General features: G+C 43.4%; 16 protein-coding genes. 15 read left to right on the forward strand and 1 reads right to left on the reverse strand.

Going from position 1 to position 25,722, the window contains the following annotated elements; all coding sequences use genetic code 11:
• Window positions 1-30 precede the first annotated feature (30 nt).
• The 6 genes from ACLOAU_RS23105 to ACLOAU_RS23130 all read left to right on the forward strand — a co-directional run bounded on the left by ACLOAU_RS23105 (window position 31) and on the right by ACLOAU_RS23130 (window position 9,366).
• Entirely contained in the window at window positions 31-1,248 is a 1,218-nt protein-coding gene (locus tag ACLOAU_RS23105; protein WP_427864277.1) for a DUF4959 domain-containing protein, read from the forward strand.
• A gap of 132 nt (window positions 1,249-1,380) precedes the next feature.
• Entirely contained in the window at window positions 1,381-2,541 is a 1,161-nt protein-coding gene (locus tag ACLOAU_RS23110) for a DUF4998 domain-containing protein (protein WP_427864278.1), read from the forward strand.
• A gap of 151 nt (window positions 2,542-2,692) precedes the next feature.
• Entirely contained in the window at window positions 2,693-3,967 is a 1,275-nt protein-coding gene (locus ACLOAU_RS23115; protein ID WP_427864279.1) for a hypothetical protein, read from the forward strand.
• Window positions 3,968-4,011: 44 nt separating this feature from the next.
• Window positions 4,012-5,373 (forward strand): hypothetical protein, encoded by a 1,362-nt coding sequence (locus ACLOAU_RS23120; protein ID WP_427864280.1) that lies wholly within the window; start codon window positions 4,012-4,014, stop codon window positions 5,371-5,373.
• The gene (locus tag ACLOAU_RS23125; RefSeq protein WP_427864281.1) at window positions 5,366-8,263 is read left to right on the forward strand and encodes a family 78 glycoside hydrolase catalytic domain; all 2,898 of its coding nucleotides are present in this window, start codon (window positions 5,366-5,368) and stop codon (window positions 8,261-8,263) included. The genes ACLOAU_RS23120 and ACLOAU_RS23125 overlap by 8 nt, the downstream gene beginning before the upstream one ends.
• Window positions 8,264-8,403: 140 nt before the next feature.
• Complete coding sequence (locus ACLOAU_RS23130) at window positions 8,404-9,366, forward strand: alpha/beta hydrolase (protein ID WP_427864282.1); 963 nt, start codon at window positions 8,404-8,406, stop codon at window positions 9,364-9,366.
• Window positions 9,367-9,629: 263 nt separating this feature from the next.
• Here the strand turns inward: ACLOAU_RS23130 and ACLOAU_RS23135 are convergent, their stop codons facing one another.
• Window positions 9,630-10,661 (reverse strand): GntR family transcriptional regulator, encoded by a 1,032-nt coding sequence (locus ACLOAU_RS23135; RefSeq protein WP_427864283.1) that lies wholly within the window; start codon window positions 10,659-10,661, stop codon window positions 9,630-9,632.
• A gap of 162 nt (window positions 10,662-10,823) precedes the next feature.
• Here ACLOAU_RS23135 and ACLOAU_RS23140 point away from each other — a divergent pair, with 162 nt between their 5' ends.
• From ACLOAU_RS23140 to rbsK, 9 genes are all read left to right on the forward strand, one after another.
• Window positions 10,824-12,152, forward strand: coding sequence for a class II aldolase/adducin family protein (locus tag ACLOAU_RS23140; RefSeq protein WP_427864284.1), 1,329 nt, complete (start codon window positions 10,824-10,826; stop codon window positions 12,150-12,152).
• A 31-nt stretch (window positions 12,153-12,183) separates the two neighbouring features.
• Window positions 12,184-13,155 (forward strand): sugar phosphate isomerase/epimerase family protein, encoded by a 972-nt coding sequence (locus ACLOAU_RS23145; RefSeq protein ID WP_427864285.1) that lies wholly within the window; start codon window positions 12,184-12,186, stop codon window positions 13,153-13,155.
• 25 nt (window positions 13,156-13,180) lie between these two features.
• Window positions 13,181-15,901 carry an alpha-L-rhamnosidase gene (locus ACLOAU_RS23150; protein ID WP_427864286.1) on the forward strand — a complete coding sequence of 907 codons (2,721 nt, stop codon included), beginning with the start codon at window positions 13,181-13,183 and terminating at the stop codon, window positions 15,899-15,901.
• A 4-nt stretch (window positions 15,902-15,905) separates the two neighbouring features.
• Window positions 15,906-17,696, forward strand: coding sequence for a glycoside hydrolase family 71/99 protein (locus tag ACLOAU_RS23155; RefSeq protein ID WP_427864287.1), 1,791 nt, complete (start codon window positions 15,906-15,908; stop codon window positions 17,694-17,696).
• A gap of 242 nt (window positions 17,697-17,938) precedes the next feature.
• Window positions 17,939-20,734 (forward strand): alpha-L-rhamnosidase, encoded by a 2,796-nt coding sequence (locus ACLOAU_RS23160; protein WP_427864288.1) that lies wholly within the window; start codon window positions 17,939-17,941, stop codon window positions 20,732-20,734.
• Window positions 20,735-20,756: 22 nt separating this feature from the next.
• Window positions 20,757-21,815, forward strand: a complete 1,059-nt coding sequence (rhaT, locus tag ACLOAU_RS23165) for an L-rhamnose/proton symporter RhaT (protein WP_427864289.1) — start codon at window positions 20,757-20,759, stop codon at window positions 21,813-21,815.
• A 25-nt stretch (window positions 21,816-21,840) separates the two neighbouring features.
• Complete coding sequence (locus ACLOAU_RS23170; RefSeq protein ID WP_427864290.1) at window positions 21,841-23,259, forward strand: FGGY-family carbohydrate kinase; 1,419 nt, start codon at window positions 21,841-21,843, stop codon at window positions 23,257-23,259.
• 299 nt (window positions 23,260-23,558) lie between these two features.
• Entirely contained in the window at window positions 23,559-24,605 is a 1,047-nt protein-coding gene (locus ACLOAU_RS23175) for a LacI family DNA-binding transcriptional regulator (protein ID WP_427864291.1), read from the forward strand.
• A gap of 178 nt (window positions 24,606-24,783) precedes the next feature.
• A complete protein-coding gene (rbsK, locus tag ACLOAU_RS23180) occupies window positions 24,784-25,686 on the forward strand; it encodes a ribokinase (RefSeq protein WP_427864292.1) in 903 nt (300 codons plus the stop codon).
• Window positions 25,687-25,722 lie beyond the last annotated feature (36 nt).

Below are 25,722 nucleotides of genomic sequence, written 5' to 3' on the forward strand. Positions count from 1 at the left end.
CAGCGCTTTTATAACAAAAAAATTTTCTAAATGATGGAAAAAAAATATCAGATATTGTTTTTGGTACTTCTTTCAATGCTGGCCTTTAACTGCAACCGCAATGAAGAATACGTGAACTATACAGATGCCAACGCACCGGCACCAGAGCAGGTGAGCAATGTGTTGGTAATACCTAAAAGTGGGGGAGCACACCTGGTGTATAAAATCCCTAAAGATCCCAATCTAAGATATATTAAGGCTGTATATGAAACCACATCAGGCTCCAGGTGGGAGGTAAAAGCCTCTTATTATACAGACACTCTAAAGGTGGAAGGATTTGGAGATACTAATGAGTACGATGTGAAGTTGTATAGCGTGGGTAAGAATGAAAAAGAATCCGAACCGCTTATTGTAAAGGTGAAGCCCCTTCAACCCGTTATCCAGTCTGCTTACGAAACCCTGCAAATTGCCGGAACTTTTGGAGGAATCAATATAAAACTACAAAATCCCGAGCGTTCCAATCTGGCGGTAGTGATTATGCAGGATACGCTTAACAATGGTAATTATACAGAATTGACTACGTACTACACCGCAGCCGATAACATTAATTTTTCAGTCAGGGGGATGGATACCACTGAAAAAAAGATCGCAGTATTATTAAGAGATCGGTGGAACAACAAAACGGTACAGAAAAAATCTAATATAAAACCCTGGTTTGAAAAACTGATAGACAAAGGAAGTTGGAGGGCGTTGGAGTTGCCCGGCGACACTTACGAGTATGTGGAAAGCTATCCTCTCCGTAAAATATTTGACGGCGGTTTTGGCTATTGCTGTCTTTTTGCCACCAGGAACTACCAGTTACCCCACACTTTCACAATTGACCTCGGCAGGCCTGTAGCGATTAGCCGTATGAGAACCTGGTTGCATCCCGAAGCGGCCTATGGTGGTTCGCATCCCAAAGATTTCGAAATATGGGGAGCGAACACCGTCAATCCCGACGGAGATTACGTGGATTTACCTAACAGGATCTACCGCGATAACTGGCAGAAATTGGGGACTTTCAAATCTTTTAAGCCGTCGGGGGAAGGCCCGGTAACTGCTGAAGACAGGGATTATGCGCTGAACAAGGGGGAAGAATTTGACTTCGAAGCAGGTATTCCAACGGTAAGATATATTCGTTTTAAAACCTTGAATACCTGGGGTATCTCCAGTGGTCAGGTGCAGGTAGTAATACAGGAGCTTACTTTATGGGGACAGGAAGGGAAATAATTATATATAGTAAATAAGGTAAATGAACAAAAACCGTAGGAGCCGGATTTCAAACAATGGGCATTCGGAAACTCACTACGGCAAACGAAATCCTAATGGTGAATTCGATCAAGAAATATAAATCATCTAAGAATGAAAATAAGCATATACTATTTTATTGTCGCACTGGTATTAGTTGCCGGTTGCAAAAAAATGGATGATACATATAAAGAATATGTGATTCCAGGTGGAGTGACTTATGTAGAGCGTGCTAAAAATGTAGCAACTTTCACGGGATTAAGCCGTGTTAAATTTGTATGGTCAGCCCCCGTTGATCCTAACGTTACGAAAGCCCGTATTTACTGGAATAATTATGCAGATTCTGTTGAGTTGAAGATACCCGCCGGTATTGATTCGGTATCTTATTTTTTAAGTATACCTGAAGGCAATTACTCTTTTATCATACGAACTTTTGATGATCTGGGTAACCGATCGGTTCCGGTAGAAGTGCAGGGGAGATCGGTAGGACAAACTTTTTTGTCAAATATGTTTAACCGTCCGTTGATCAACAGTTTTATTGATGATGCAAACGGCATCCTCAAGTTTACATGGGGTGGTGCTGATACCTATAATGGCAGCATTGGTCTTCAGCTAAGCTATACCAGCAAGCAGGGCAGCGAGAAAAAGCTATTTGTTAATCCTGCTGCCACTGAAACCGCTGTCGATGATTACAAAGAAGGGACTGGCATAACCTATACAACATTATATCTGGCTGATACTACTTCTATTGATACGTTGAAAACCGCACAGGTGCTTATTGAACCCGGGAATGTAGTGTACCGGCTTGACAGAACAAAATTTGCTCCTCTAAAGCTTACAGGCGATGCGAACGAAGCCTGGGGATGGGCCATGCGTAATATGTGGGATGGTAAAACGAATGCCGAGCCGGGATTTCATACGGCAGATGCACCCATGCCTCAGCATATTACTTTCGATTTGGGAGTAACTAATCGTTCTTTGTATTCTTTCAGAACCTGGCAACGACAGGGACAACAGTACCTGGGAGGTAATATGAGAAGGTTTTCTTTATGGGGGTCTAACACCCTGGCATCCGAATGGAGCAATTGGACAAAACTGGGAGATTTTACTTCCGGCACGCATAATTTCACACAGGGCGAACTATTTATGATTCCTAAGGGAGCCAAAGCTTACAGGTATATGAGGATACAGGTACAGGAAGCATGGGATCGAAAAACCGTTGGGGCATTTCATGTCATGGAAATTGAGCTGATGGCTAATCTCGGCACACCCTGACAGGAACAGCTGTGATCGCATAAGTCAGTGCTAAGGCTTAGTACCATGTTGTAGATGCATATAATCGTAAACAATTTGTATACAGAGTGCCAGGAGCCGATTGAAATGGCTCAGCAAAATGATTTACCAAACCTTTCTTTTTTCAAAAGCAATGAACATTAAAATTTTAGCCTGTATTGCAGTAACCTGTAGTTCTTTTTTTACTGCAAATGCACAGAGATCGAAAACGGCTACACCCAATGCTTTTTCTATCGGTATTTTTTACGGACCCACTCAGAACCTCGCCAACGACGAGCAGTTCCGCTGGATTAAAGAGGCTAATGTAGATTTTATCCAATTTATAGGCGACCCTGTTATGGACTTCAATAAGGATGTAGCGACTGCTGAGCGGCGAAATCTTGCAATATTGGACCTGGCCGCCAGGAACGGGGTTCGCTATTTTGTCAGAGACCCGCGGGTTAGAGGTAACGAAACGGATATCGCTGCAATGGTAAAAGCTTACAAGCAACACCCTGGGGTTGCCGGGTATTTTATAGTAGACGAACCGGGAAAGGATGACCTGGAATGGCCCGCTAAAGCTTATAAGGCCATTCTGAAATATGATCCGGAACGTACACCTTCAGTAAATTTATTTCCAAGTCCTGTTTATCCCGATTACGAAGAAAACTATGTAGAAGCATGGATCAAAACAGTTGGTAAGGAGAATCTAAAGCTTCTTTCTTTTGATCATTATCCTTTGTTAGCCAACGGAAGCTTTGGTGGTGCATATTTTAAAAACCTGGATATAATCAGGCGAGCCGGGCTGAAGCATGGTATCAAAACTTCTATGTACCCCCAATCAATGGGGATCATCCATGCATATCGCCGCCCGGACAGTAGTGAGCTGCGTTATAGCGCCTACACAGGCCTGGCCTATGGTATAAAAAACCTGGTATGGTTTACTTATAACACGCCGGTGCGGCAGCCGGTAGAACGTTTTATGAATGCCATTATTGATAGTATGGGTCATAAAACCGATCTGTACATACCCTTTAAACAACTTAACGCTTCGCTCCGGCAGTTAGGCAAAACCATCGGTAAGCTGGATGCTATTGAGGTATATCATTCTGATGCAACTGACGGAACGGACGGATTAACAGTTCCGGAGTCTTTTTTCTGGCAACCGGTTGACAAAAACAAACGGTTTATTATTACACATTTTAAAAATCCCCAAACCCAACAATCATTTGTGATGGTAGTGAACAAGTCTCTGAAAACATCAGAATCTATTTTATTTACAATCGGTAACAGCGTTAAGAAATTACGTTATGTATCAACCCTTGATGGGAAGCAGCACCGGGTTTTTTATAAGCCGGGCAAGGCATTTACAGCTGATCTGCTGCCGGGTGAGGGGAAATTGTACGCAATTGAAGGAGGCACTTATTGAATTTGACTCCTTCCACTGTTCATCTGATTAAAAAGACTTTTTAAATGGTATTCAACAGTAAACAACCCGGCATTGTCTTCTTTTTGATTTTACTCATTTGGAAGGCGGAGGCTATCGCACAAAATAGCAATATTATTTCAAAAGAAGATCTTGTTTATTTAAAGGGCATTACGAGAGCGGTGTTGGATAGCTCACGCATCCGTCCGGCACAGTTGATGCCTCCTGGTTTTGGGATGAACAATACCGGAGGAACCTTGATCAGGCCGGGAGGCAGAGCAACTTACCCGGCTTTTTGGATCCGGGATTATGCTATGAGCCTCGAAACCGGTATGGTGTCAGCAGAAGAACAACGACATATGCTAAAGCTTACAGCAGCCACACAGTGTGACCAAACCTGGATCACCAAAGGGGGAAGTATGGTTCCTTATGGCGCCATCGCAGATCATATACTTGTTGATAATAGCATGCCGGTTTATTTCGCAGGTACTTATGAATTGGAGCAACAGGGTACGCATGCATTTGGAATGTTCCCTCCTTACTGCGACCAGTTTTATTTTATTAAGATGGCTTATCATTACGTGAAAAGCACGGCCGACCTGAAAATGCTTAATACAGAAATTAACGGGATTTCACTAATCAGCAGACTGGAAACAGCTTTTCATGTGCCACCATCAGACCGGAAATTACATATTGTACATAGTATTGAAAACTACAGGGCCGTAGATTTCGGCTTCCGGGATGCCATACATATTACCGGTGATTTGCTGTATCCATCCCTGCTGAAATACGAAGCTGCTTTAGAACTCTCGGAACTATTTAAGAAAAGTGGAAATACGAAGAAAGCCTTAAAATATAAAGATATAGCAACCGCTATCAAGGCGGCTATTGCCCCGAAGTTTGCTGATGAGGACGGTATGCTACGTGCTTCAACAGGCAAGAGTGCTCAAAGGGATGTTTGGGGTACGGCACTGGCCGTATACATGAACCTACTACCATCTTCCCTTGCAAACAAGGCATCGCAGGTATTGGCTATTGCTTATAAAACCGGCAATCTGGCTTATAAAGGAGCCATCCGTCATGTAATGAAAACGGATGATTTCAGCAGCACTACATCATGGGAGGGAGCTATACCCGAAACCACCTTAAATAGTTATCAAAACGGCGCATATTGGTTCACTGCAACGGGTTGGGTGGCGTATGCCATTTCAAAAACCGATAAGGCAAGTGCCCGTAAGTTGGCGCAGGACTACATTACAGAGTTGAGGCTAACAGATTATCGCAGAGGTAGTGGCTTTGCAGGACCGCTGGAATGCTTTCATCCACCTTCCTATACCCGCGGCCCCGTTTATCTTACATCGGTATCCTGCCCTTATATAGTTTTTAATAAAATGATGATAAATGAATAGCAGAAGAATTGTTAGCAGTTTTTTTAAAGATAGAAGTATCCTGTTTTTTTTGAGAAGACATGTTTCTTTTGCTGCTGGGGTCCGCCGCATAGGGTTGAACCCAAAAGGTGCCAGCCAGGCGCGTGTAAAGGCAACTACTAAGCCGGGCATTTATTTGGCTTGTACGCTTTTTATTGTTTTGGGCGGATTTAATGTAAGAGCACAAACTTTATTTCCTGATAATCTGCGGTGCGAGTTAATTGAGAATCCACTGGGAATTGATATTGATAAGCCTTCACTTAGTTGGGGTTTTAGAGCAGAGGGGCAAAACAGGAAGCAGCGTTTCTATGAGGTAAGAGTAAGCAGGGACAGTGTTTATAGTTCAGCAAACAGCATGTGGGTTTCGGGTAAAACAGAATCATCAAAAAGCAATTTGATTTTGTATTCTGGCAAACCGCTTTCATCTTTTACCCGCTATTACTGGAAGGTACGTGTTTACGACCAGGATGGAAAACCTTCTCCCTGGAGCAAAACTGTCTGGTTTGAAACTGCTGCGCTATCTGCAAGCCATTGGAAGGGTAGTTGGATCGGCGATGGCAGAAAAGCGCCGGAGCAGGACGCTGATTTTTATAAAGACCGGGCAGCACCGGTGTTCAGGAAAACCTTTGCACTTCATAAGAAAGTTACTGCCGCCCGCTTGTATATTGCGGGGCTGGGATATTACGAAGCTTTAATTAACGGAAATAAAGTCGGAAGGGAGATGCTGGCGCCGGGCTGGACCAGTTTTGACAAAACGGTTTTGTACCGGTCGATGGATATTACATCTATGCTGAAAGAGGGTATTAATGCAGCAGGGGTTATGTTAGGCAATGGTTGGTACAACCCGCTTCCGCTACGCATGTGGGGCGTACATAATTTAAGGGAACGCCTGGCCATTGGAGAACCCTGTTTAAAAGCCATGATCCGGATCGCTTATTCAGATGGTTCTAAGGAAGAAATTAGTACGGATCAGAGCTGGCAAACAGTAGGTGGTCCTGTGCTAAGAAATAATGTTTTTTTAGGAGAGTATTATGATGCAAGAAAACAAATCGATAACTGGCAGGGGAATCAGGGGGTATGGGCAACAGCCAAACCAGCGGTTATAGTAAACGGCACGTTAGGAAAATTAAAAGCACAATTGCAACCGGGTGTTGAAGTTACTAAGATAGTGAGACCCGTTAAAATAGCGGAAATAAAGCCAGGAGTGTATCTCGCGGATATGGGACAAAATTTTGCCGGGGTGGCCCGTATCAGGCTTAAGGCAGCGGCAGGTACCAGGGTGGTATTGCGGTATGGAGAAGAGGTATATAAAGACGGTAGCCTTAACGGCATGACTTCAGTAGCAGGGCAGGTAAAAAACGGTAATGGTGGGCCGGGCGCTCCGCAAATTGCCTGGCAGGAAGATAGCTATATAGCATCAGGCAACGGTATCGAAATCTGGAATCCCCGTTTTACCTTTCATGGTTTTCGTTACGTTGAAATAAAAGGCTGGCCCGGAGTTCCGCAGCTTTCCGATATAGAGGGCCTGAGAATGAGCGCTGCCGTAGAACAAACAGGAAAATTTGAATGCTCGAATCGCATGTTCAATCAGCTGGCAGAAAATATAAGATGGACTTTTTTAAGCAATCTGTTCAGCGTTCAATCTGATTGTCCGGCACGTGAGAAATTTGGCTATGGCGGCGATATGTTTTGTACCACAGAAGCTTTTTGCTATAATTTTAATATGGCCAATTTTTATAAAAAGATAATCCAGGACCACGAAGACGCCCAGCGCCCTTTGGGCGGTATTACTGAAACAGCCCCCTATATGGGTATTGCTGATGCGGGGCCTGGAGATCAATCGGGTCCCCTGGGTTTTCAAATCGGGTTTGCCTATGCTATCAAACAGGTATTTGATTTTTATGGCGATAAAAGAGTAATAGAAAAACACTACCCCGCGCTCCAAAAGCAGATGCGTTTTTTAATAGATAGTGCCAGGGATAATCTATATGATATTGACCTGAGTGATCATGAATCATTGGATGAAAAGCCGGTAGCTTTTACCGCTTCCTGCTTTTACTTATCACATGTAAAACTGATGAATGAATTTGCAGTGATTTTGGATAGAAAAGAAGATGCTGCAAAGTATGAGCAAATATCTAAATTGATAGAAGCGGCCATCATCCGGAAGTTTTATAATCCTGCCAGTGGCGTCTTCGCGAATGGTACACAATCCGCGCAGTTCTTTGGACTGTGGCATAACCTGGCTGACAGGTCGGCAAAGGATAACGCATTAAGCGCCATGAAGCAGGCCGTTGCAAAAAAAGATCATCATCTATCTACAGGTATTTTCGGTACGAAAATGTTGTTTGATGTTTTACGAAGTAACAACCTGAATGACCTTGCGTACCGGATAGCTAACCAAAGAGACTACCCGGGGTGGGGACATATGATCGGGAGTGGAGCTACCACTCTTTGGGAAACCTGGAAGTACTCAGATAATACCTATTCACACAATCACCCGATGTTTGGTTCAATTAATGAATGGTTTTACCGGTCTCTTCTGGGTATCAATGCTGCTGCCCCCGGGTTTAAAAAAATAATCATCAAACCCCAGCCTGCAGGCGATCTTCGTTTTGCGCGTGGCAGTTATCTTTCTGTAGCTGGTGAAATTAAAAGTTCCTGGAAGTTGGAAGCTGGTGTGTATAGCTTAAATGTTTCCATTCCTCCCAATACAACTGCTGATGTATGGATATGGTCAGCTGGCAGTTCGGTAGTCACAGAATCGGGAAAAGATGTAAGAACGATCAAGAATGTTGAAATGCTGCCACCGGCGGATGGATATACTATTGTTCGGGTAGGGTCAGGAGACTATCAATTCAAGTCCGGTTAAAAAATAGGGTTGGCCTCATCTAAAGCTGATCAGTTTTACTATTGAAAGTATGATTTCAATGAACCAGGCATGTTGCCGGAGCCATAAAAATGCTTCCCTGGGGCATGGCCACCATTCGCGTTGAATTGTAAATTTGAAGGATGATTAAATTATTGAAGATAACTGCAGGTATGTTCTCTGTCAAAAGAAGAAGTCTATTTTTCCTGCTATCGCTTCTGATAGGAAATATATGTTGCAGCCAGCCATTATTTCAGGAAATTCCTTTGTTTGAGGGACGCCCGCCGGGCACAAAGGTCCAAAAGATAGAAGAGGAAAAAAGATATGATCTGGTTGTAGACAGCCTGGTTAGCAGGGTTACGGTTCCTACGATTTCTATATTCAGGCCGGGTAAGGTAAAACAAGGTGCTCCGGCTGTTATTATTATTCCTGGCGGCGGGTATCATACATTGCTCATCGAGCGCGAGGGAAGAAAAATAGCGAAGACACTTAATGAAAAAGGAATAACAGCTTTTGTGCTAAAGTATAGACTGCCCTCGGCAGATTATTTCGATGACAGGTCAATAGTGCCACTCATGGATCTTCAGCAGGCCATTTACCTGGTGAGAAAAAATGCTGCTAAATGGGCTGTAAATCCCGAAGCCATTGGGTTAATGGGATTTTCTGCCGGCGGACACCTGGCTTTGATGGCGGGCACTCATTATGATACCAGTTTTATTCCTTCCGTGCCATCTAATCATCTTAAACCTGATTTTTTAATCCTGGTAAATCCCGTAGTCAGCTTTTCCGACAGTACAGGGCATAGAGGGTCCCGCGATAATCTTTTGAGCAAAAATTACACGGGACAAATTATCGATTTCTTTTCTGGAGAGAAAAATGTACGCAAGGGAATGCCGGCGGTTTTTTTGGCACATGCACTAAATGATAAGGTGGTTAAAGTAGAAAATGCATTGGATCTTTTTAATGCATTAAGAAGTGAGGGTGTGGCTGCTGAAATACATATTTATGCGAAAGGCGATCATGGATTTCTGGAAAATACGCCCCCGCGGGATGAATGGATGGGTAGTTGTCTTTACTGGATGAAGAGTATGGGATGGCTCAACTAATCAAGACATTGTTTTGCTATTGCATAACCATTGGTAATAAATGATGGTTGACTAATGTTAGAAACTTTACTGGCGTATCACAAACAGGATATTGTCAGCCGGTTTGTTTTTATGGCGCACTTTGTAAATAACCGTTGTGTCCCGCTGCTCCCGAGGATCTGACGACTGTTGCCTGCATTAAAATTATGTTTAGGAATAACCTGCTTTAATTCCCGTTTCAGGTCAATGAGGCGGTCACAAAACAGGCCAGGAGCCCATGGGAGTTACAGCGATGGCCTAAGGGTTAATTTAAACGGAACTTTTTGCCTTTGCAAGGAGCCCGATAAAATAGTTTGAGCAGTCATTACACCCATTTCATAAAAATCTGATGAAATCGTGGTAATGCCATTTAAAATTACTCTTTTAGCCGGCGTTTCATTGTAGGAGATGATACCTACCTGTTCTCCTATTTTGAGTGAAGTGGGTTTTATCTTTTCGATCAATGTTACCAGGTCATCTTCAAGCATATTAATAAATACATCGCCTTCTTTCACAGGCTCATTTTCTATGCTACCGATAATTTTGTAATTATAGGCATTGTCCTGGCAAAAATGCCTGAAGCCTTTCCTGATCTCCTTTGGAAAGTAGCTATTGTCGGGGAAGATGAGCTTGATTGTATGATAGCGGGCAAGGCCTGGCAGGGCTTCAGTTAAAGCATCGTAAATGTCATTTTCATAATCAATATAAATAGAGCTATACTGACCTTTTACTTCGGGTAATGATTTGTCCAGTAATACCAGTTTGTCTTTGGGAATAGTATCAATTACTTCATACGCCCGTTCACCGCCGTCAATGAAATGGGGTATGATTACATAATGGGTATAATGATCTTTGTTACCGGACAATAATCTTTTGAACAAATGGAAATCATTATTGTAGATGTAGAAATCAATGCTGGCAGTATCTCCCAGTTCGTTGACCAGCGCATCGTATACGGTTTTTTTAGGAGCACTCAGCTTGTTAAAGAGTAAAAATACACGTAGCTGCCTTTTAAACTCTGTATGTTCTATAAAATAACCTCGCCTGGGAACCGCCTTGATTACTCCCAGTTCTCTTAGCTGTTTATATCCCCGTTCTACCGTGTCCCGCGCTATATCCAGCATTATGCTGGCTTCGTTTATAGAAGGCATGCTATCTCCGGCTTTTATGTTTCCTTTCTCAATTTCCTTCAGAATAGAGTTTACTATTTGAAGATATTTAGAGGTGCTGGAGTAGGGGTCAATCTGGATCAGATCCAGTAGTTGTTGTTTTTTCATCGTGTACAACCCATCGTTTAAAAAACACCAATTTAAGACTTAAGCATGAATTTGATCAGCAAAAAAAAAATTATTTTTTTTATTGTTTTGTCGGGTCAACACAGGATAGAAAACAGTATCAGGTTATTTAAGTTTGTTGTCAACAAAGATAATTTTTCGATTATGACGAGCTTGCTGAATACAAAAACGATGCACCCAAGAGACCAGATTACGCTGGTTATGAAAAGAATTTATGACAGGGTTCTTACCACAACTTCCGGTGGAAATTTATCTATAAAAGATGAGGATGATAACGTTTGGATTACGCCATCCGGCGTTGATAAAGGATTGCTAAAACCCTCGGATATTATATGTGTAAAAAAAGACGGAACCATTATTGGCGATCACAATCCTTCTTCAGAATATCCATTTCACCTGGCCATTTATAATAAGCGACCCGATATAAAGGCCGTTGTACATGCGCACCCTCCCGGAATTGTAGCATTCAGCATAGCAAGGCAGGTTCCTGACACAAAAGTGCTCCCTCAGGTACGTTCTTTTTGTGGAAAAATTGGCTATGCACCTTATGCAATGCCTGGTACCGAAGCTCTGGGACATAGTATAGCCAATCAATTTCATGAGGGAGTACATATTGTGATCATGGAAAATCACGGTACAGTAATAGGAGGGGCTGATATATCAGATGCCTATCAGAAATTTGAACTGCTTGAGGTAACAGCCAAGTCCATTTTATATGGGAATAAATTAGGGCAGGTTACAACTTTAGACGACGTACAAATAGACGCCCAGTTAAAACAGTATTCCAATAAGCTTCCTGATGCGGAGGAAAGAAATACTGAATTATCATCTGTCAGCAGGGAGAAGCGAACGGAGATACTTAAAATAGTGAACAGGGCTTGTAAGCAGGGATTGATGTTAGGCGCTTATGGATCTGTGTCAACGAGGGTTAATGAACAGGAGTTTTTAATAACGCCCGATGCAATTTCCAAATGGGATCTTACGCTGAAGGATATTGTACAAATAAGCAATGGGAAAAAGGATCCCGCGAAACAACCTGATCATTCGGTGCTCCTGCACCAGGCTATTTATGAGCAACATCCGGATATTAATGCCATTATTATCACACAGCCCACTTATCTCACATCTTTTGCCATAACCGGTGCTAAATTCAATGTAAGAACGATACCCGAAACCTGGATATACCTGCAGGATGTGCAAACAGGCGATTTTGGTTGTCAGTTTGATCATGAAAAGGGCCTTTCATCCATGATATCAACTGATTCCCCGGTAATTATTTTAAGAAATGAATGTACTATAGTCACCGGTAATAAACTATTACAGGCCTTTGACTATCTTGAGGTTGCTGAGTTTAGCGCCAAATCATTAATATTATCAGCATCTTTGGGAGAGATGATTCCCATCAGTGATAACGAGATAGAAGAGTTGGGAAAAGTAATGAGCCGTTGGAAGAACTATGAATGGAAAATGTAGCATATACTAACGTAATAACAAAATTGTAGCCATGAGTAATAAGTACGCAATTATTTTAGGTAATCTTGGAAACACCAGAGACCGCTTTTGCCAGGGATATAAAAATAATCCAAGCTCAGAAGAAATGCTGAAAATGGCGCTTGAAAAAATGCCGCATATTCAGGGTATAGAATTGGTGGGTACCTGGGATATCCGGCCGGATAATGTGGGAGACATGACCAGGAGGTTGGAGGATGCCGGGGTAGCCTGCGCCAGTATCATTCCTGATACCTTTGGGAATCCTGTTTATGGAAAAGGCAGTATTACCAGTATTGATGCCAGGGTTAGACAGCAAGCGCTCGACTATCTGCGGCAGATGAGCGAAGTAGCTCTGGCTATGAATTGTGATATTGTAAATCTTTGGTTGGGACAAGATGGATATGATTATTTGCTGGCAACGGATTATAACCAGGAGCGGGATTGGCTGACTGAATGTACCAGGGCCGTTGCAACTGAATTTCCTACACTCCGTTTTGCTTTGGAGTACAAACCAAAAGAGCCCCGTAATTTTTCTTATCACGCAAGAATGGCGGATACTATTTTAGCGGCAAAAGAAACAGGATGTGCTAACGTTGGCGTTACAATTGATACAGGCCATAGCTTTTATGCGGGGGAGAATGTGTCTGAAGCAGTAGTGCTTGCCAAGCGTGCCGGTGATCTTTTATACCATATGCACTTTAATGATAATCATGGTACCTGGGACGACGATATGATCGTAAGTAGTGTGCATTTCACGACTTATGTGGAGTTACTGTTTTGGTTACGAAAAACCGGTTACCAGGGTTGGATATCAATGGATCAGTATCCGTACAGAGAAGATGCCATTGACGCCATTTCAGAAAGCATTTTATGGGTGAAAAAATATGAACAGATCGTAGATAGCTATTATGACGAAATAGAAGCGTTGATTCAACAAAATGACGCAGTAAAAACCTCCCGGTTTCTTCGCAAACTGTTTGCTTAGTACACGGCCCTTAAACAATATTTTTATGAACGATTGTATCTTCCGGAACCGGATATGGTTTCTTGTTATGTTATTCCTGTTGTCATTTGCATCACAGCTGACGGCTAAAAACCTGAATACAACCAATGAAATAAGTCTTACCGCTTTAAAAGTGGATAATGCCGTTCGTTTTATAGGGGTGGATTCCAGAACGCCACAATTTAGCTGGGAGCTTAAGACTTCCAGGCGTAATGTAAAGCAAACGGCCTATCAGCTATTGGTAGCAGAGAGTCCGGAGCAGCTGGCAGCCAACGACGGAAATATCTGGAATAGCGGAAAGGTACGGTCTGCTGAATCGGCAGGCGTGCTATATCGGGGTAGGACTTTGGAAAGTCGCAAAAGATATTACTGGAAAGTTATCTGGTGGGGATTGGACAACACAAAAGTCGAAAGCACCACGGAGTACTTTGAAACGGGCTTGCTTCATCAATCTGACTGGAGTGGTGACTGGGTAGGCTTTCCATCGGGCTGGATAGGCAGGGTACATTATTTCCGCCGTGTGTTTTCATTTCAAAAAGAAATAGCCAGGGCCAGGGCCTATGTGGCGGGTATTGGCTACAGCGAAATGGAGATCAATGGTAAAAAGGTAAACGATCACGTGCTGGATCCTGCCACCAGCGATTTTGCAAAAACCATCTACTATAGTACTTATGATATTAAAGAGTACTTAAAAAAAGATAATGTAGTGGTGATTGCTGTGGCCCCCGGGTGGTATGGAATGCCTAAGCTACGCATGCAAATGGAGTTCTATTTTACAGATGGAACCATGGAAGTAATTAATTCATCCTCTATAAGAAATGTAACCCTGGGCCCGGTGCAGTCTGCAGGCGTTTTAGATGGAGAGGTATACGATGCCCGGCAGGAAAAACCCGAGTGGAATCTGCCTTCTGATACCATCATTAAAGGGCTGCCCAGCCAACACTGGGGCGTAGCTCCGGTATTAGAGGCGCCGGGTGGCAAAATGGCCTCCCAGCAGTTGGAGCCAATAAGAGTAGTAGAATCGTTTAAGCCCGTTTCAATAAAAGAAATAAAACCTGGAATATTTATCATGGATGCCGGTCAGAATATGGCAGGCTGGGTGGCTTTGAAAGTAAAAGGCGAAAGAGGTCAAAAGATTACTTTGAAGTTTGCCGAAACTTTGTACCCAGATGGCACCGTAAACCAGGAAAACCTGCGTACAGCATGGGCTACCGATACCTATATTTTGAAGGGCGGCGTAACAGAACAATGGGAACCCCGGTTTACCTATCATGGATTTCGCTATATGCAAATAGAAGGCTGGCCGGGTACGCCTTCTGTCGATGATCTGACAGTAAGAAAAGTTCGCTCAGATGTGGAAGAAGCCGGCCAATTCAGCAGCAGCAACGACCTGCTGAACCGGATTTACCAGATGGTAAAAAGAACCGAAGCAGCCAATTTGCATAGCATACCAACCGATTGCCCCCAACGCGATGAAAGAATGGGATGGCTGAATGATCTGACCGTAAGGATAGAGCAGGCCATGTACAATTTCAATCTCCATCGTTTTTATGCAAAGTATATACAGGATATCTGCGATACGCAAACGGAAAACGGTGAGATCACTGACACAGCACCCTATAAAGTTGGGGGAAAACCTGCCGACCCTGTCTCCGTCAGCTTTTTATTACTGGCCCTGAAGAGTTATGAGTATTACGGCAACACAGAAATTATTCGTAAGAATTACTCATACATGAAAGCCTGGGTAGATTATTTAACTACCCGCACCAACAAGGCGGGAATTCTCGAATACAGTTATTATGGTGACTGGTCGCCGCCGGCAGAGTTTGGAGCCAAAGGCCATAGTTACGGCGCCCTGTCTGTAAATACGCCTGGCGATTTAATGTCTACAGGGTATCTCTACTATAGTGCACGGGTTATGTCGAAACTGGCGGAAGTATTAGGCAATGTAGACGATCAACATAAGTATGAGCAGCTGGCTACAAACACCATGAATGCTTTTAATACGAAGTTCTGGGATGAATCAAAAGGGGGATACGGGACGAATAATCAATCCTGCAATTCCTTTGCTATCTTCCTGGGAGCTCCAGCCAAGGAGCGGCTTCCCCGTGTTGTGACAAATCTCGTAAGAGATGTAAAAGAAAGAGGCTATCACCTTACAACCGGTAATCTATGTACCAAATATTTGCTGGAGGCGCTTACAGAGCATGGGGAGCTGGAGACAGCATACAAAATTGCAACACAAACTACCTACCCAAGCTGGGGTTATATGTTAGCCAACGGTGCTACCACTTTATGGGAACGTTGGGAGTATGAAACCGGTGGATCCATGAACTCTCATAATCATCCCATGATGGGCTCCGTCGGATCCTGGTTGTATAAATATATCGCAGGTATTCTGCCGAATATAGAGGCACCCGGCTTTGGCAAATTGGTATTACGCCCTTATATCCCCAACGATTTGCAGAACGCCCGGGCAACCTATCAGTCCGTAAAAGGCGAAGTGAGTTCAGCCTGGAAAAAAACAAAAGGGGCGATCGAATACCAGGTGACGATACCGCCTAATGCTGTGGCAACGGTTTATATACCCACGAAGGATGTAAAGTCTGTAACAGAGAATGGTCGCCCGGTAAGCAAAACAGAAGATATTCGCTTTGTTAGGGTGGAAGGAGCCTCAGCCGTTTATGAAGTAGGATCAGGTAACTATGCATTCAGATCAAAATGGTAATACGATGAGAAGTTGGCTGATATGCTTTTCGATATTGATGATCGTGCCGTCTGTCCACGCACAGCATGCGTCCTCTGCCCGTCAACCCCATACATCAAACGATGTAGTGGCAGTAGACCAGTTCGGCAGAAGCTTTGCAGCCATTGGAGGCTACCGGCCGGGCAAACAGGTGGGCATATTTTACTGGCCCTGGATAGGACAACCTTATGCAACGGGAATATACGATGCAACGGTTATCAGTGCCATGCCCAACGGGCTTAAACTCCTGTACGATTTTAAACATTTAAATGATTCCATTAGCCCCACCGGTCAGGCACATTTTTGGGGCCAACCTTTGTGGGGGTACTATAATTCGGCCGATGAGTGGGTAATCCGACGGCAGATGGCTATGCTTGCTACAGCAGGTGTCGACTTTATTGTTTTTGATTTAACCAACAGGGTTACCTATAAATCAGTATACGAAAAAGTACTACGTATCATCACCGAATTACAGTCAGATGGCTGGGTAGTTCCTAAAGCAGTATTTTACACCCATTCTAAGTCCTTTGAAACCACGTGGCAGCTATACAATGATTTGTATAAGCCGAACCTTTATCCCGAAGCCTGGTATAGAGTAGGCGGAAAACCCATGATCATTGCCTACACCAATGAATCCGATGATATCGCAGAAGCAATGTCCCGGAATGATTCCAGCTATCGCCCGGTTGCTTATTCGAGGGCGATAAAAGATTTCTTTTATTTTAAAAAGCCGCAATGGCCCGGGGACTCCATTTACCAGGATGGCTTTCCATGGATCGAATGGAAATATCCGCAGCCGTTACATGGTAACACGATGAGTGTTTCTGTGGCCAGCCATCCTAAAGTACCTATGTCGCGATCTATAACATCAGGCTGGATCAACTGGGGACGTGGTTGGGATCCGGGTACTCAAAAAAATATAAAAGAGGATATTCTCACAGGTGGCTTTTTTCAAAAACAATGGGACCATGCATTAGAGGTAAACCCCGATACCATTTTTGTGGGAGGATGGAATGAGTGGATTGCCTATAAACAGCCCTATGGCGATGAGTATATGCTCTGCGACGCCGCTGATATAGAGTTCTCAAGAGATATAGAGCCAATGCGTGGAGGATATGGAGATGCTTTTTACATACAATTAATAAAAAATATCAGGGCCTATAAAGGAATAACAGATAGTCATCCTGGCTATGCGCCTTTTACCATCGATATATTTGGCGCTACTGCTCAGTGGGCAGCAGCTAAAGCTATCTATAGAAATATAAATATAAAAGCGGGTGCAAGGGATCATTATGGAGCGTCAAAGAAAATAGCTTATGCTGCACCTGCCCCTGCCAACAATCTGCAGGAGGTAAGGGTAGCACATGATACTCATAACTTTTATTTTTTGATCAGGGCTGATAAGCCTTTTGTGCAAGTGCAGGACAGCGCCGGATTATTTCAATTGTTGATAGGAACAGATGCGCCGGCTATCAAAGGCTGGAACGGTTACGAGTATGTGATCGAACCAGACTGGAGTACGGGGAAGGCACAGTTAAGCAGGCTTGATAAAAGTCGTAAGAAAATAATAGAAGGTAATATTAGATGGTCGTTACAACAAAATATATTACAAATAGAGGTTCCAGGGAAGCTAATCGCGACCAACAATAAACTTACGCAAATCTACTTCAAGGTTGCAGCTGGTGTGGCAAAACCTTCCGATATAATGGAATACTATGTTATGGGAAGCGTAATGCCACTGGGAAGATTGAGTTTTGTATACAAACCAAACCAGTAAGCAATAGTAATTTGTACAGGCAGCGGGTCTCTCTAACTATTATAAAAAAACCGGCGCAACATGCGGCTCATTTCGCAGTCAGCACCCTGATAAGGTTACTGTACCCAGGCATTATCAAAAAGACAGGTAATGATTATGGCAAGATTAAAATACAGTGAATAGGTCCGCTCTCGGCTTCGTAGAAAAGGGCGTACAATAGAGGATAGAAGTTTTCTTAATGATAATTAAAAATTAATGTTGACATGAATAATAGAAACTTATTTCAACTTTTTCCTGCCTGGGCATTACTGGCCTGTGTTGCGCTTTTCCACGGATGTGCATCAGGGCCGGCAAGCTTGCAGGTAAACAGGTTGTCGGTAGAAGGCCGCGACACTTTGCTGGGAGCTGACGTTCTGGCTCCGCGGTTTAGCTGGAAAATTCAATCCGGTAAACAGGATGTGAAACAATCGGCGTATCAGCTATTAGTAGCTAGCTCAAAAGAAGCGCTGGAGAAGGATAACGCAGACATCTGGAATAGCGGTAAAGTAGAAGCGGACTCATCATTGAATGTTGTTTATAAAGGTAAACCGCTTCAATCCTTTCAATCGCTATACTGGAAAGTTAAAGTGTGGACGAATCATAATGAAGAAATATCCAGCGCGCCTTCATTCTGGACAATGGGTTTATTGCGGCAGACCGACTGGCAGGCTCAATGGATTGGCTTGAATAGCTACAATAAAAATGATCAGCCCGACAGTACATTAACCCGGCTGGCTGCACGTTATCTGCGCAAAGAATTTAGGTCGGAGAAAAAAATAAAGACTGCTGCCATTTATATAAGCGGAATGGGTTTATATGAGCTTTTTCTGAATGGCAAAAAAGTGGGTAATGATGTTTTAGCTCCCACGGTATCTGAATACAATAAGAAAATATTTTACAATACTTATGATGTAACGCCATTGGTAACAAAGGGAATCAACTGTCTGGGTGTTACCCTCGGCAACGGGCGCTTTTTTGCAGTACGTAATTTTCACGGGAAGCCTAATCCGCTTACCCAGATACCCCAGTCTCAGTATGGATTGCCACAACTGCTGCTTCAGATGCGCATTCAGTATGAAGATGGCTCTATTGCATGGGTGCATTCTGATAAGAGCTGGAAGGTTACCGACAACGGGCCGGTACTCGCTAATAATGAATTTGACGGGGAAGATTATGATGCGAATAAAGAGCTGACGGAATGGAGTAGCCAAGGGTATAACGATCAGGCATGGAAGCCTGCAGATTTAATGTCTCCCGGTACGAATGTGCGTTTAATGGCGCAGCCTAATGAAAACATAAGGATAAAGGAAGTGTTACATCCGGTTTCGATACACAAAACGCCGAAAGGAACCTATATCCTGGATATGGGACAAAATATGGTGGGCTGGCTCGAGATAAATGTGAAAGGGGAGAAGGGTGATGTCGTTCGCCTTCGGTTTGCCGAAACGATGAAGGGGGAGGACTCGCTGTATGTAGATAATCTAAGGGATGCCAAAGCTACCGACACCTATATACTAAAAGGCGGTGGGATAGAAAGCTGGGAGCCGCGGTTTATCTATCATGGTTTCCGCTTTGTTGAAATATCAGGCCTTCGAACACAGCCCGATGTAAAAGATTTTTCGGGGAAAGTTATATATGATGATATACCTACTATCGGAACCCTTGAAACCTCTAATGCGACCATCAATGCTGTTTTTAAAAATGCGTACTGGACCATCCGTGGTAATTACAGGGGCATGCCTACCGATTGTCCGCAGCGTGATGAACGGGTTGCGTGGCTGGGTGACAGGGTGATCAGTTCTTATGGAGAAAGCTTTATATTCGACAACTCCCGTTTATATGCCAAATGGCTGGAAGATATAAAGGATGCTCAAAAAGAATCCGGCAGCATCCCCGATATTGCTCCCAGTTTCTGGGACCGCTACGCAGATAATGTCACTTATCCGAGTGCTTTTATATTGATACCTGAAATGCTGCGAAGACAGTTTGGGGATGAACAGAGCTTTGTGAAACTATATCCCGCAATGAAAAAATGGATGTTATATATGTGGGATACTTATCGTGATAACGATCTTGTTTTGAAAGATAACTACGGGGACTGGTGTGTACCTCCTGAATCATTGGATATGATATGGACCAAGGACCCCAGCCGCATTACAGATGGAGGGCTGCTAGCCTCGGCGTATTACTATCACTGCCTGGGTTTGATGAAGCAGTATGCAGAAAGACTGGGTTATACATCAGATGTACGAAACTTCGAAAGCATAGCGCAAAGAGTGTTGACAGCCTTTAATAAAAAGTTTTATAATGCCGGTTCCAAATCCTATGCTAATAATACGGTTACAGCCAACCTCCTGCCTTTAAGTTTTGGAATGGTTCCTAAAGAAGACAAGGCAGCCGTCTTCGCCAATATCCGCGCACGTCTTAAAGATTTTAATGATCATATTAATTCCGGTATCATTGGAGGTATGTGGCTCATGAGAGGTCTTAGTGACAATGGGGCTGCTGATCTGGCTTACAAGCTGGCTACCAATACCACTTATCCCAGTTGGGGATATATGGTAAAGCAAGGGGCTACAACCATCTGGGAGTTATGGAATGGCGATGCAGCCAACCCTATGATGAATTCAGGTAATCACCAGATGCTATTGGGGGATCTTATAGTATGGTACTATGAATATCTGGCGGGTATTAAAGCAGACGACAAAGAAATAGCTTTCAAAAAAATTATCATGAACCCCGTGTTTCCCGAAGGCCTTGATTTTGTAAACGCCTCCCTGAATACAAAGTATGGCGAAGTGAAAAGTCACTGGAGGAAAACTACCGGTGCCCTGGAGTGGAAGATTACAGTTCCTGCAAATACAACGGCCGAAATAACACTACCTGGAAATACAGAAGCTATTACAGAATCGGGAAAGGTTTTATCAGGGTCCATGTTAGAGAAAGCGAAAGAAGTAGCAACTGGAAAAACAGTTCTTACATTAGGTTCAGGAACCTATAGGTTTGTTGTAAACAAATAAAATTAAATTAACTGGTATTGATATGCAAGCAATTTTAGGAGTCGTATTTCATTTTTTAGGTAGTTTCGCCTCGGGAAGTTTTTACATTCCTTATAAAAGGGTTAAAGGGTGGGCCTGGGAGTCGTACTGGATTACCGGTGGTATGTTTTCATGGCTCATAGTACCGTTGATCGCTGCTTATCTAACAGTGCCAGGATTTATAAGTATTATTTTAAATACGCCGGGCACCACTTTATTCTGGACCTATTTTCTTGGAGCATTATGGGGTATTGGTGGATTAACATTTGGCCTTGCTATGCGTTACCTGGGTGTTTCATTGGGTATGTCGGTGGCTCTGGGTTTCTGTTCTGCCTTTGGTGCATTGATTCCTCCTATTTACCTGGATCTGACTTCGGCTGAAGAAACCGGTTCTTTCTCCGCTATGTTGGGTAGCACAGGTGGGTTAATCGTATTGCTGGGAGTAGTGGTGTGCTTATTGGGAATTGCTATCTGTGGAAAAGCAGGTATGCGTAAAGAAAAGGAATTATCAACCGACCAGAAGCAGGATGCCATTCAGGAATTTGATATTAAGAAAGGATTATTGGTGGCTGTTTTTTCGGGAATTCTAAGTGCCTGTATGAGTTTTGCCATTACTGCCGGTAAAGATATGGCCGTTGTAGCGGAAGCTGCAGGGGCTAACCCGCTTTTCCGGAATAATGTAATTTTTGTAGTGGTGATGTTGGGCGGGCTTACTACCAATTTTATATGGTGCATGATTCTGAATGCAAGAAACAAAACGTTTACAGACTATACCAATAAAAAGAAGCCGCTGGCAGGAAACTATATCTTTTCAGCCCTTGCAGGCACCACCTGGTTTTTACAATATTTCTTTTACGGGATGGGAGAAAGCAAGCTGGGCAATGGAGCCAGTTCATGGATTTTACATATGGCTTTCATTATATTAGTAGCCAATGCATGGGGATTTGCTTTGAAAGAATGGAAAGGAGTAAGTAAAAAAACAAACTATATTATCATAGCCGGCATTGCGGCGATCATTCTGTCTGTTGTTATTGTAGGATATGGAAACTCCCTTAATAATTGATCGCCTGCTATAAAAAAGTGTAAGTATGGAAAAGAGAATTCCTGTTATTGCTGTTTTTGATATCGGTAAAACGAACAAAAAATTACTGGTTTTCGATGCAGATTATAATGTGCTAAAAGAAGAGGTTACCTGTTTTGATGAGATAGCAGATGATGACGGCTTTGCCTGTGAAAATATAGATGCCCTTGCCGCATGGATACTTTGGGAGTTTGAACAATTAAAGCGTTCTGAAAAGTTTCAATTAAAGGCAGTGAATTTCTCCACCTATGGTGCTTCGCTGGTATATGTTAATCATAAGGGGGAAAGGGTGGGTTACTTATACAATTATTTAAAGCCCTACCCGCGGGAGCTGATGGATCGTTTTCTGGCAAGCAAAGGAGGAATCGCACGTTTTGCTGAAGATACCAGTTCCCCGGTAATGGGACACTTAAATGCCGGGCTGCAATTATACTGGCTAAAGCACCACAAAGCTGAACTATTTAATAATGTAGCTACAGCGCTTCATTTACCGCAATACCTGAGTTTTTTAATAACCGGCCAACGCAGGGCCGAATTAACCAGTCTGGGCTGTCATTCAGTAATGTGGGATTTTTACAAAATGAACTACCACAGCTGGCTTCAGGAGGAGGGATTACATACCCGGCTTGCTAGGGTAACAAAAGGTAGTGAAGTGGTTAGATGCTCCAATGAATTTACAGGAGAGGAGATATGGGTAGGAACCGGTTTGCATGATAGTTCAGCTGCCGTTAATCCCTATTTGATCAGGTTTACAGATCCTTTCATGATCATATCAACCGGCACCTGGGTTATTTGCATGAATCCTTTTAACAGCGAACTACCTGGTTCCAAAGAACTGGAAAAAGGATGCCTGAGCTACCTTACCTACCAGGGAGCACCCATTAAAACCACTATGTTATTTGCAGGAAATGATCATGATCAGCAGGTAAAAAGAATAACGCAGTATTTTGCCATTAATGAGGCATACCTGAAGTCGACGGTATATAACGCCGGAATTATAGAGCAGCTGCGGAATAAGGAGATGCTCCGGGATTTAAAGTCTGCAGAAGCGGGCCCGGAAACGACAACAACGCCCTGCCGGTTTCATTCGAGGGATTTATCGTCCTTCGATTCTCCGGAGCAGGCCTATCATCAGCTGCTTATCGACCTGGTAATACAGCAAAAAGCTTCAGCTGACATGGTTCTGCAAAATAGTGAAATTGATAATATATATGTGGACGGAGGTTTTTGTAAGAACAAAATTTATATGCAATTACTGGCCAACGCCTTTTCGACAAAAAATGTATTTGGCACATCCATGACGCAGGGTACTGCCTTAGGCGCCGCTCTGGCAATACACAATAGTTGGAATAAGGGGCAGTTGCCTGAAAGCCTGATAAGCCTGAAAAGATGGATTGCAGACCAGGACAGTTTAGTGACCCGCTAGGAGCAGGGAGCTAAAGTGATGAGCGTATAATTCAGGCATTCCTATATCTTTAAATACAACAGTCTATGTAGCACTGCAATTACATTTTTAGTATGAGAGTAAACTCATTGAACTTTCAACAAAGGACTGTCCGATAAAGGGCAGTCCTTTATGTTGGAGCCTGTGCCCTGGTCAGGATAAAGCCGCAAGCCTGTCGCAGTCTGCACAGGATTGTATACTTTTTTGAAAATACACCACCAGGGCGGGATTTAGGGCATTATTGAGTTTACCCGTACTTTTGCACAAACGATATCGCAATTTTGAAAAATACAACCATTAAAACGATCGCCGAAGCAACCAGTTTATCGCTTACCACGGTATCGAGGGTATTAAATGGCTCAGCAAAAAAATACAGGATCAGCGAAGAAACGCAAAAACTGGTGCTGAAGGCGGCAGCCAAACTTAACTATGCACCTAACCGTGCAGCAGTGAGCCTCCGGCTGAATCGAAGCTTTGCGGTAGGGCTGGTCGTACCCACGCTTTCTAATCCCTATTTTGCAGATGTTGCCAGCATGGTTAGTCATGCCTTAAGATCCAAAGGTTATTCGGTGGTATTGATGGACTGTGATGAAGATGAGAAATCAGAGGTAGAAGCGGTAAGGTTATTAGCTGCCCAAAACATAGAAGGTGTTATCATTATTCCATCAGGGTCAGAAAGTGCCCATATAGATACACTGCTTAAGAGAAAGATACCGGTAATCAGCATTGACCGTTATCACGAAGATATACCGGTATCGTATGTGGCCACCCATCATTATGAGGGGGCTTATGACATAACGCAGTACCTGTTACAGGCAGGCCATAAACGAATTGCATGCCTGCAGGGGAGTAACTCCGTAGTATCGAACAATCTAAGGGTGAAGGGGTACACAGACGCCATGAAAGCTGCGGGTTGTCCTCTTTTTAGCATTGCAGGTAACAGTTTTACCAGCGAAAGCGGGTACATAGAAACCAAGCTTCTATTACAAAAAAAAGACCGGCCCACCGCAATTTTCGCGTTAAGTGATACCATACTGCTGGGGGCATTAAAAGCATTGGAAGAGGATGATATGCGCGTTCCGGAAGATATGTCTGTGGTAACATTCGATAACTCTTCTTATCTTGATTTTCTGGCCTGTCCCATCACCAGTGTGGCACAACCGGTAACCGATATTGCCAACATTTCGATCAAGCTTTTATTGGAACAGATAGAAGCTCATTTAAAAGGTAAGGAAGTGCAACAGATGAAGCTCCTGATCAGCCCCTCAGTCGTTTACCGGAAATCGGTTAAGAAAATAGGCAAAGAGCGCCCGGGTAAGCTTGCATAAAAATGTAATCTCTGTAAACTTTGTTATCATCTTTTGCTTTTAAAGCAGTTGGTATTCAGCTTTTTATAAATATTTATCTCTTTTAGGCCAAAGTCGTTACACATAAATAGGGAAAAATGCATAATTTGCGCTAACGTTATCGCAAAAATAACCTGAACGATTTCTAAATGCTTAAAATATGAATAAGACGATTGTTATTATTGGTAGTTCCAACACAGACATGGTGATCAGGGCGCCTTACTTCCCGGCCAGGGGTGAAACTATTATCGGAGCCGATTTTTTAATGAATGCCGGCGGAAAAGGAGCCAACCAGGCGGTTACAGTAGCACGGCTTGCAGGCAATGCCAGTTTTATATGCCGTGTTGGTAATGACCTTTTTGGTGATAACGCCCTCGGGCTTTTTCAAAAAGAAGGTATTGATACAACTTATATTTCCCGCGATCCCGCCGCGCCTTCGGGTATTGCGATCATCACCGTAAATGATGCGGCTGAAAACACAATAGTAGTAGCGCCCGGAGCCAATGCGCTTCTGGATATTGCCCAGGTAGATGATGCATCGGAAAAGATACAATCTGCTGCTTACCTGCTGATGCAACTGGAGATACCTCTGGATACCGTTATGCATGCAGCAAAAATGGGTTTTGATCATAAAGTGCCTATTGTACTAAACCCGGCCCCGGCGCGGGTTTTACCAGACGAACTGTACCAGTGGATATCTATTATAACGCCCAATGAAAAGGAAGCTACGTTGCTTACCGGGGTAGAAGTAGAAGATGAAGTGAGTGCGAGAAGGGCTGCGAAAATTTTGGCTGATAAAGGAGTTGCCATCATTATCATTACAATGGGTAGTCGTGGCGCTTTATTGTATGATGGCACCTTATTTACGCATATTGCAACGCCGGTGGTTGACGCCATAGATACCACCGCTGCAGGCGATGTATTCAACGGTGCACTGGTAGTGGCATTGAGCGAAGGGAAAGACCTGGCGGATGCCGTCTCTTTTGCCTGCAATGCATCGGCCATATCAGTTACCCGCCGAGGTGCACAAAGCTCGGTTCCTTACCGAAACGAACTCTCTTAACCCGTATTGCTTTTATTTTTTTGCCATATAAAATTG

The organism is Paraniabella aurantiaca (genome assembly GCF_050309965.1).
GTDB lineage: Bacteria > Bacteroidota > Bacteroidia > Chitinophagales > Chitinophagaceae > Niabella.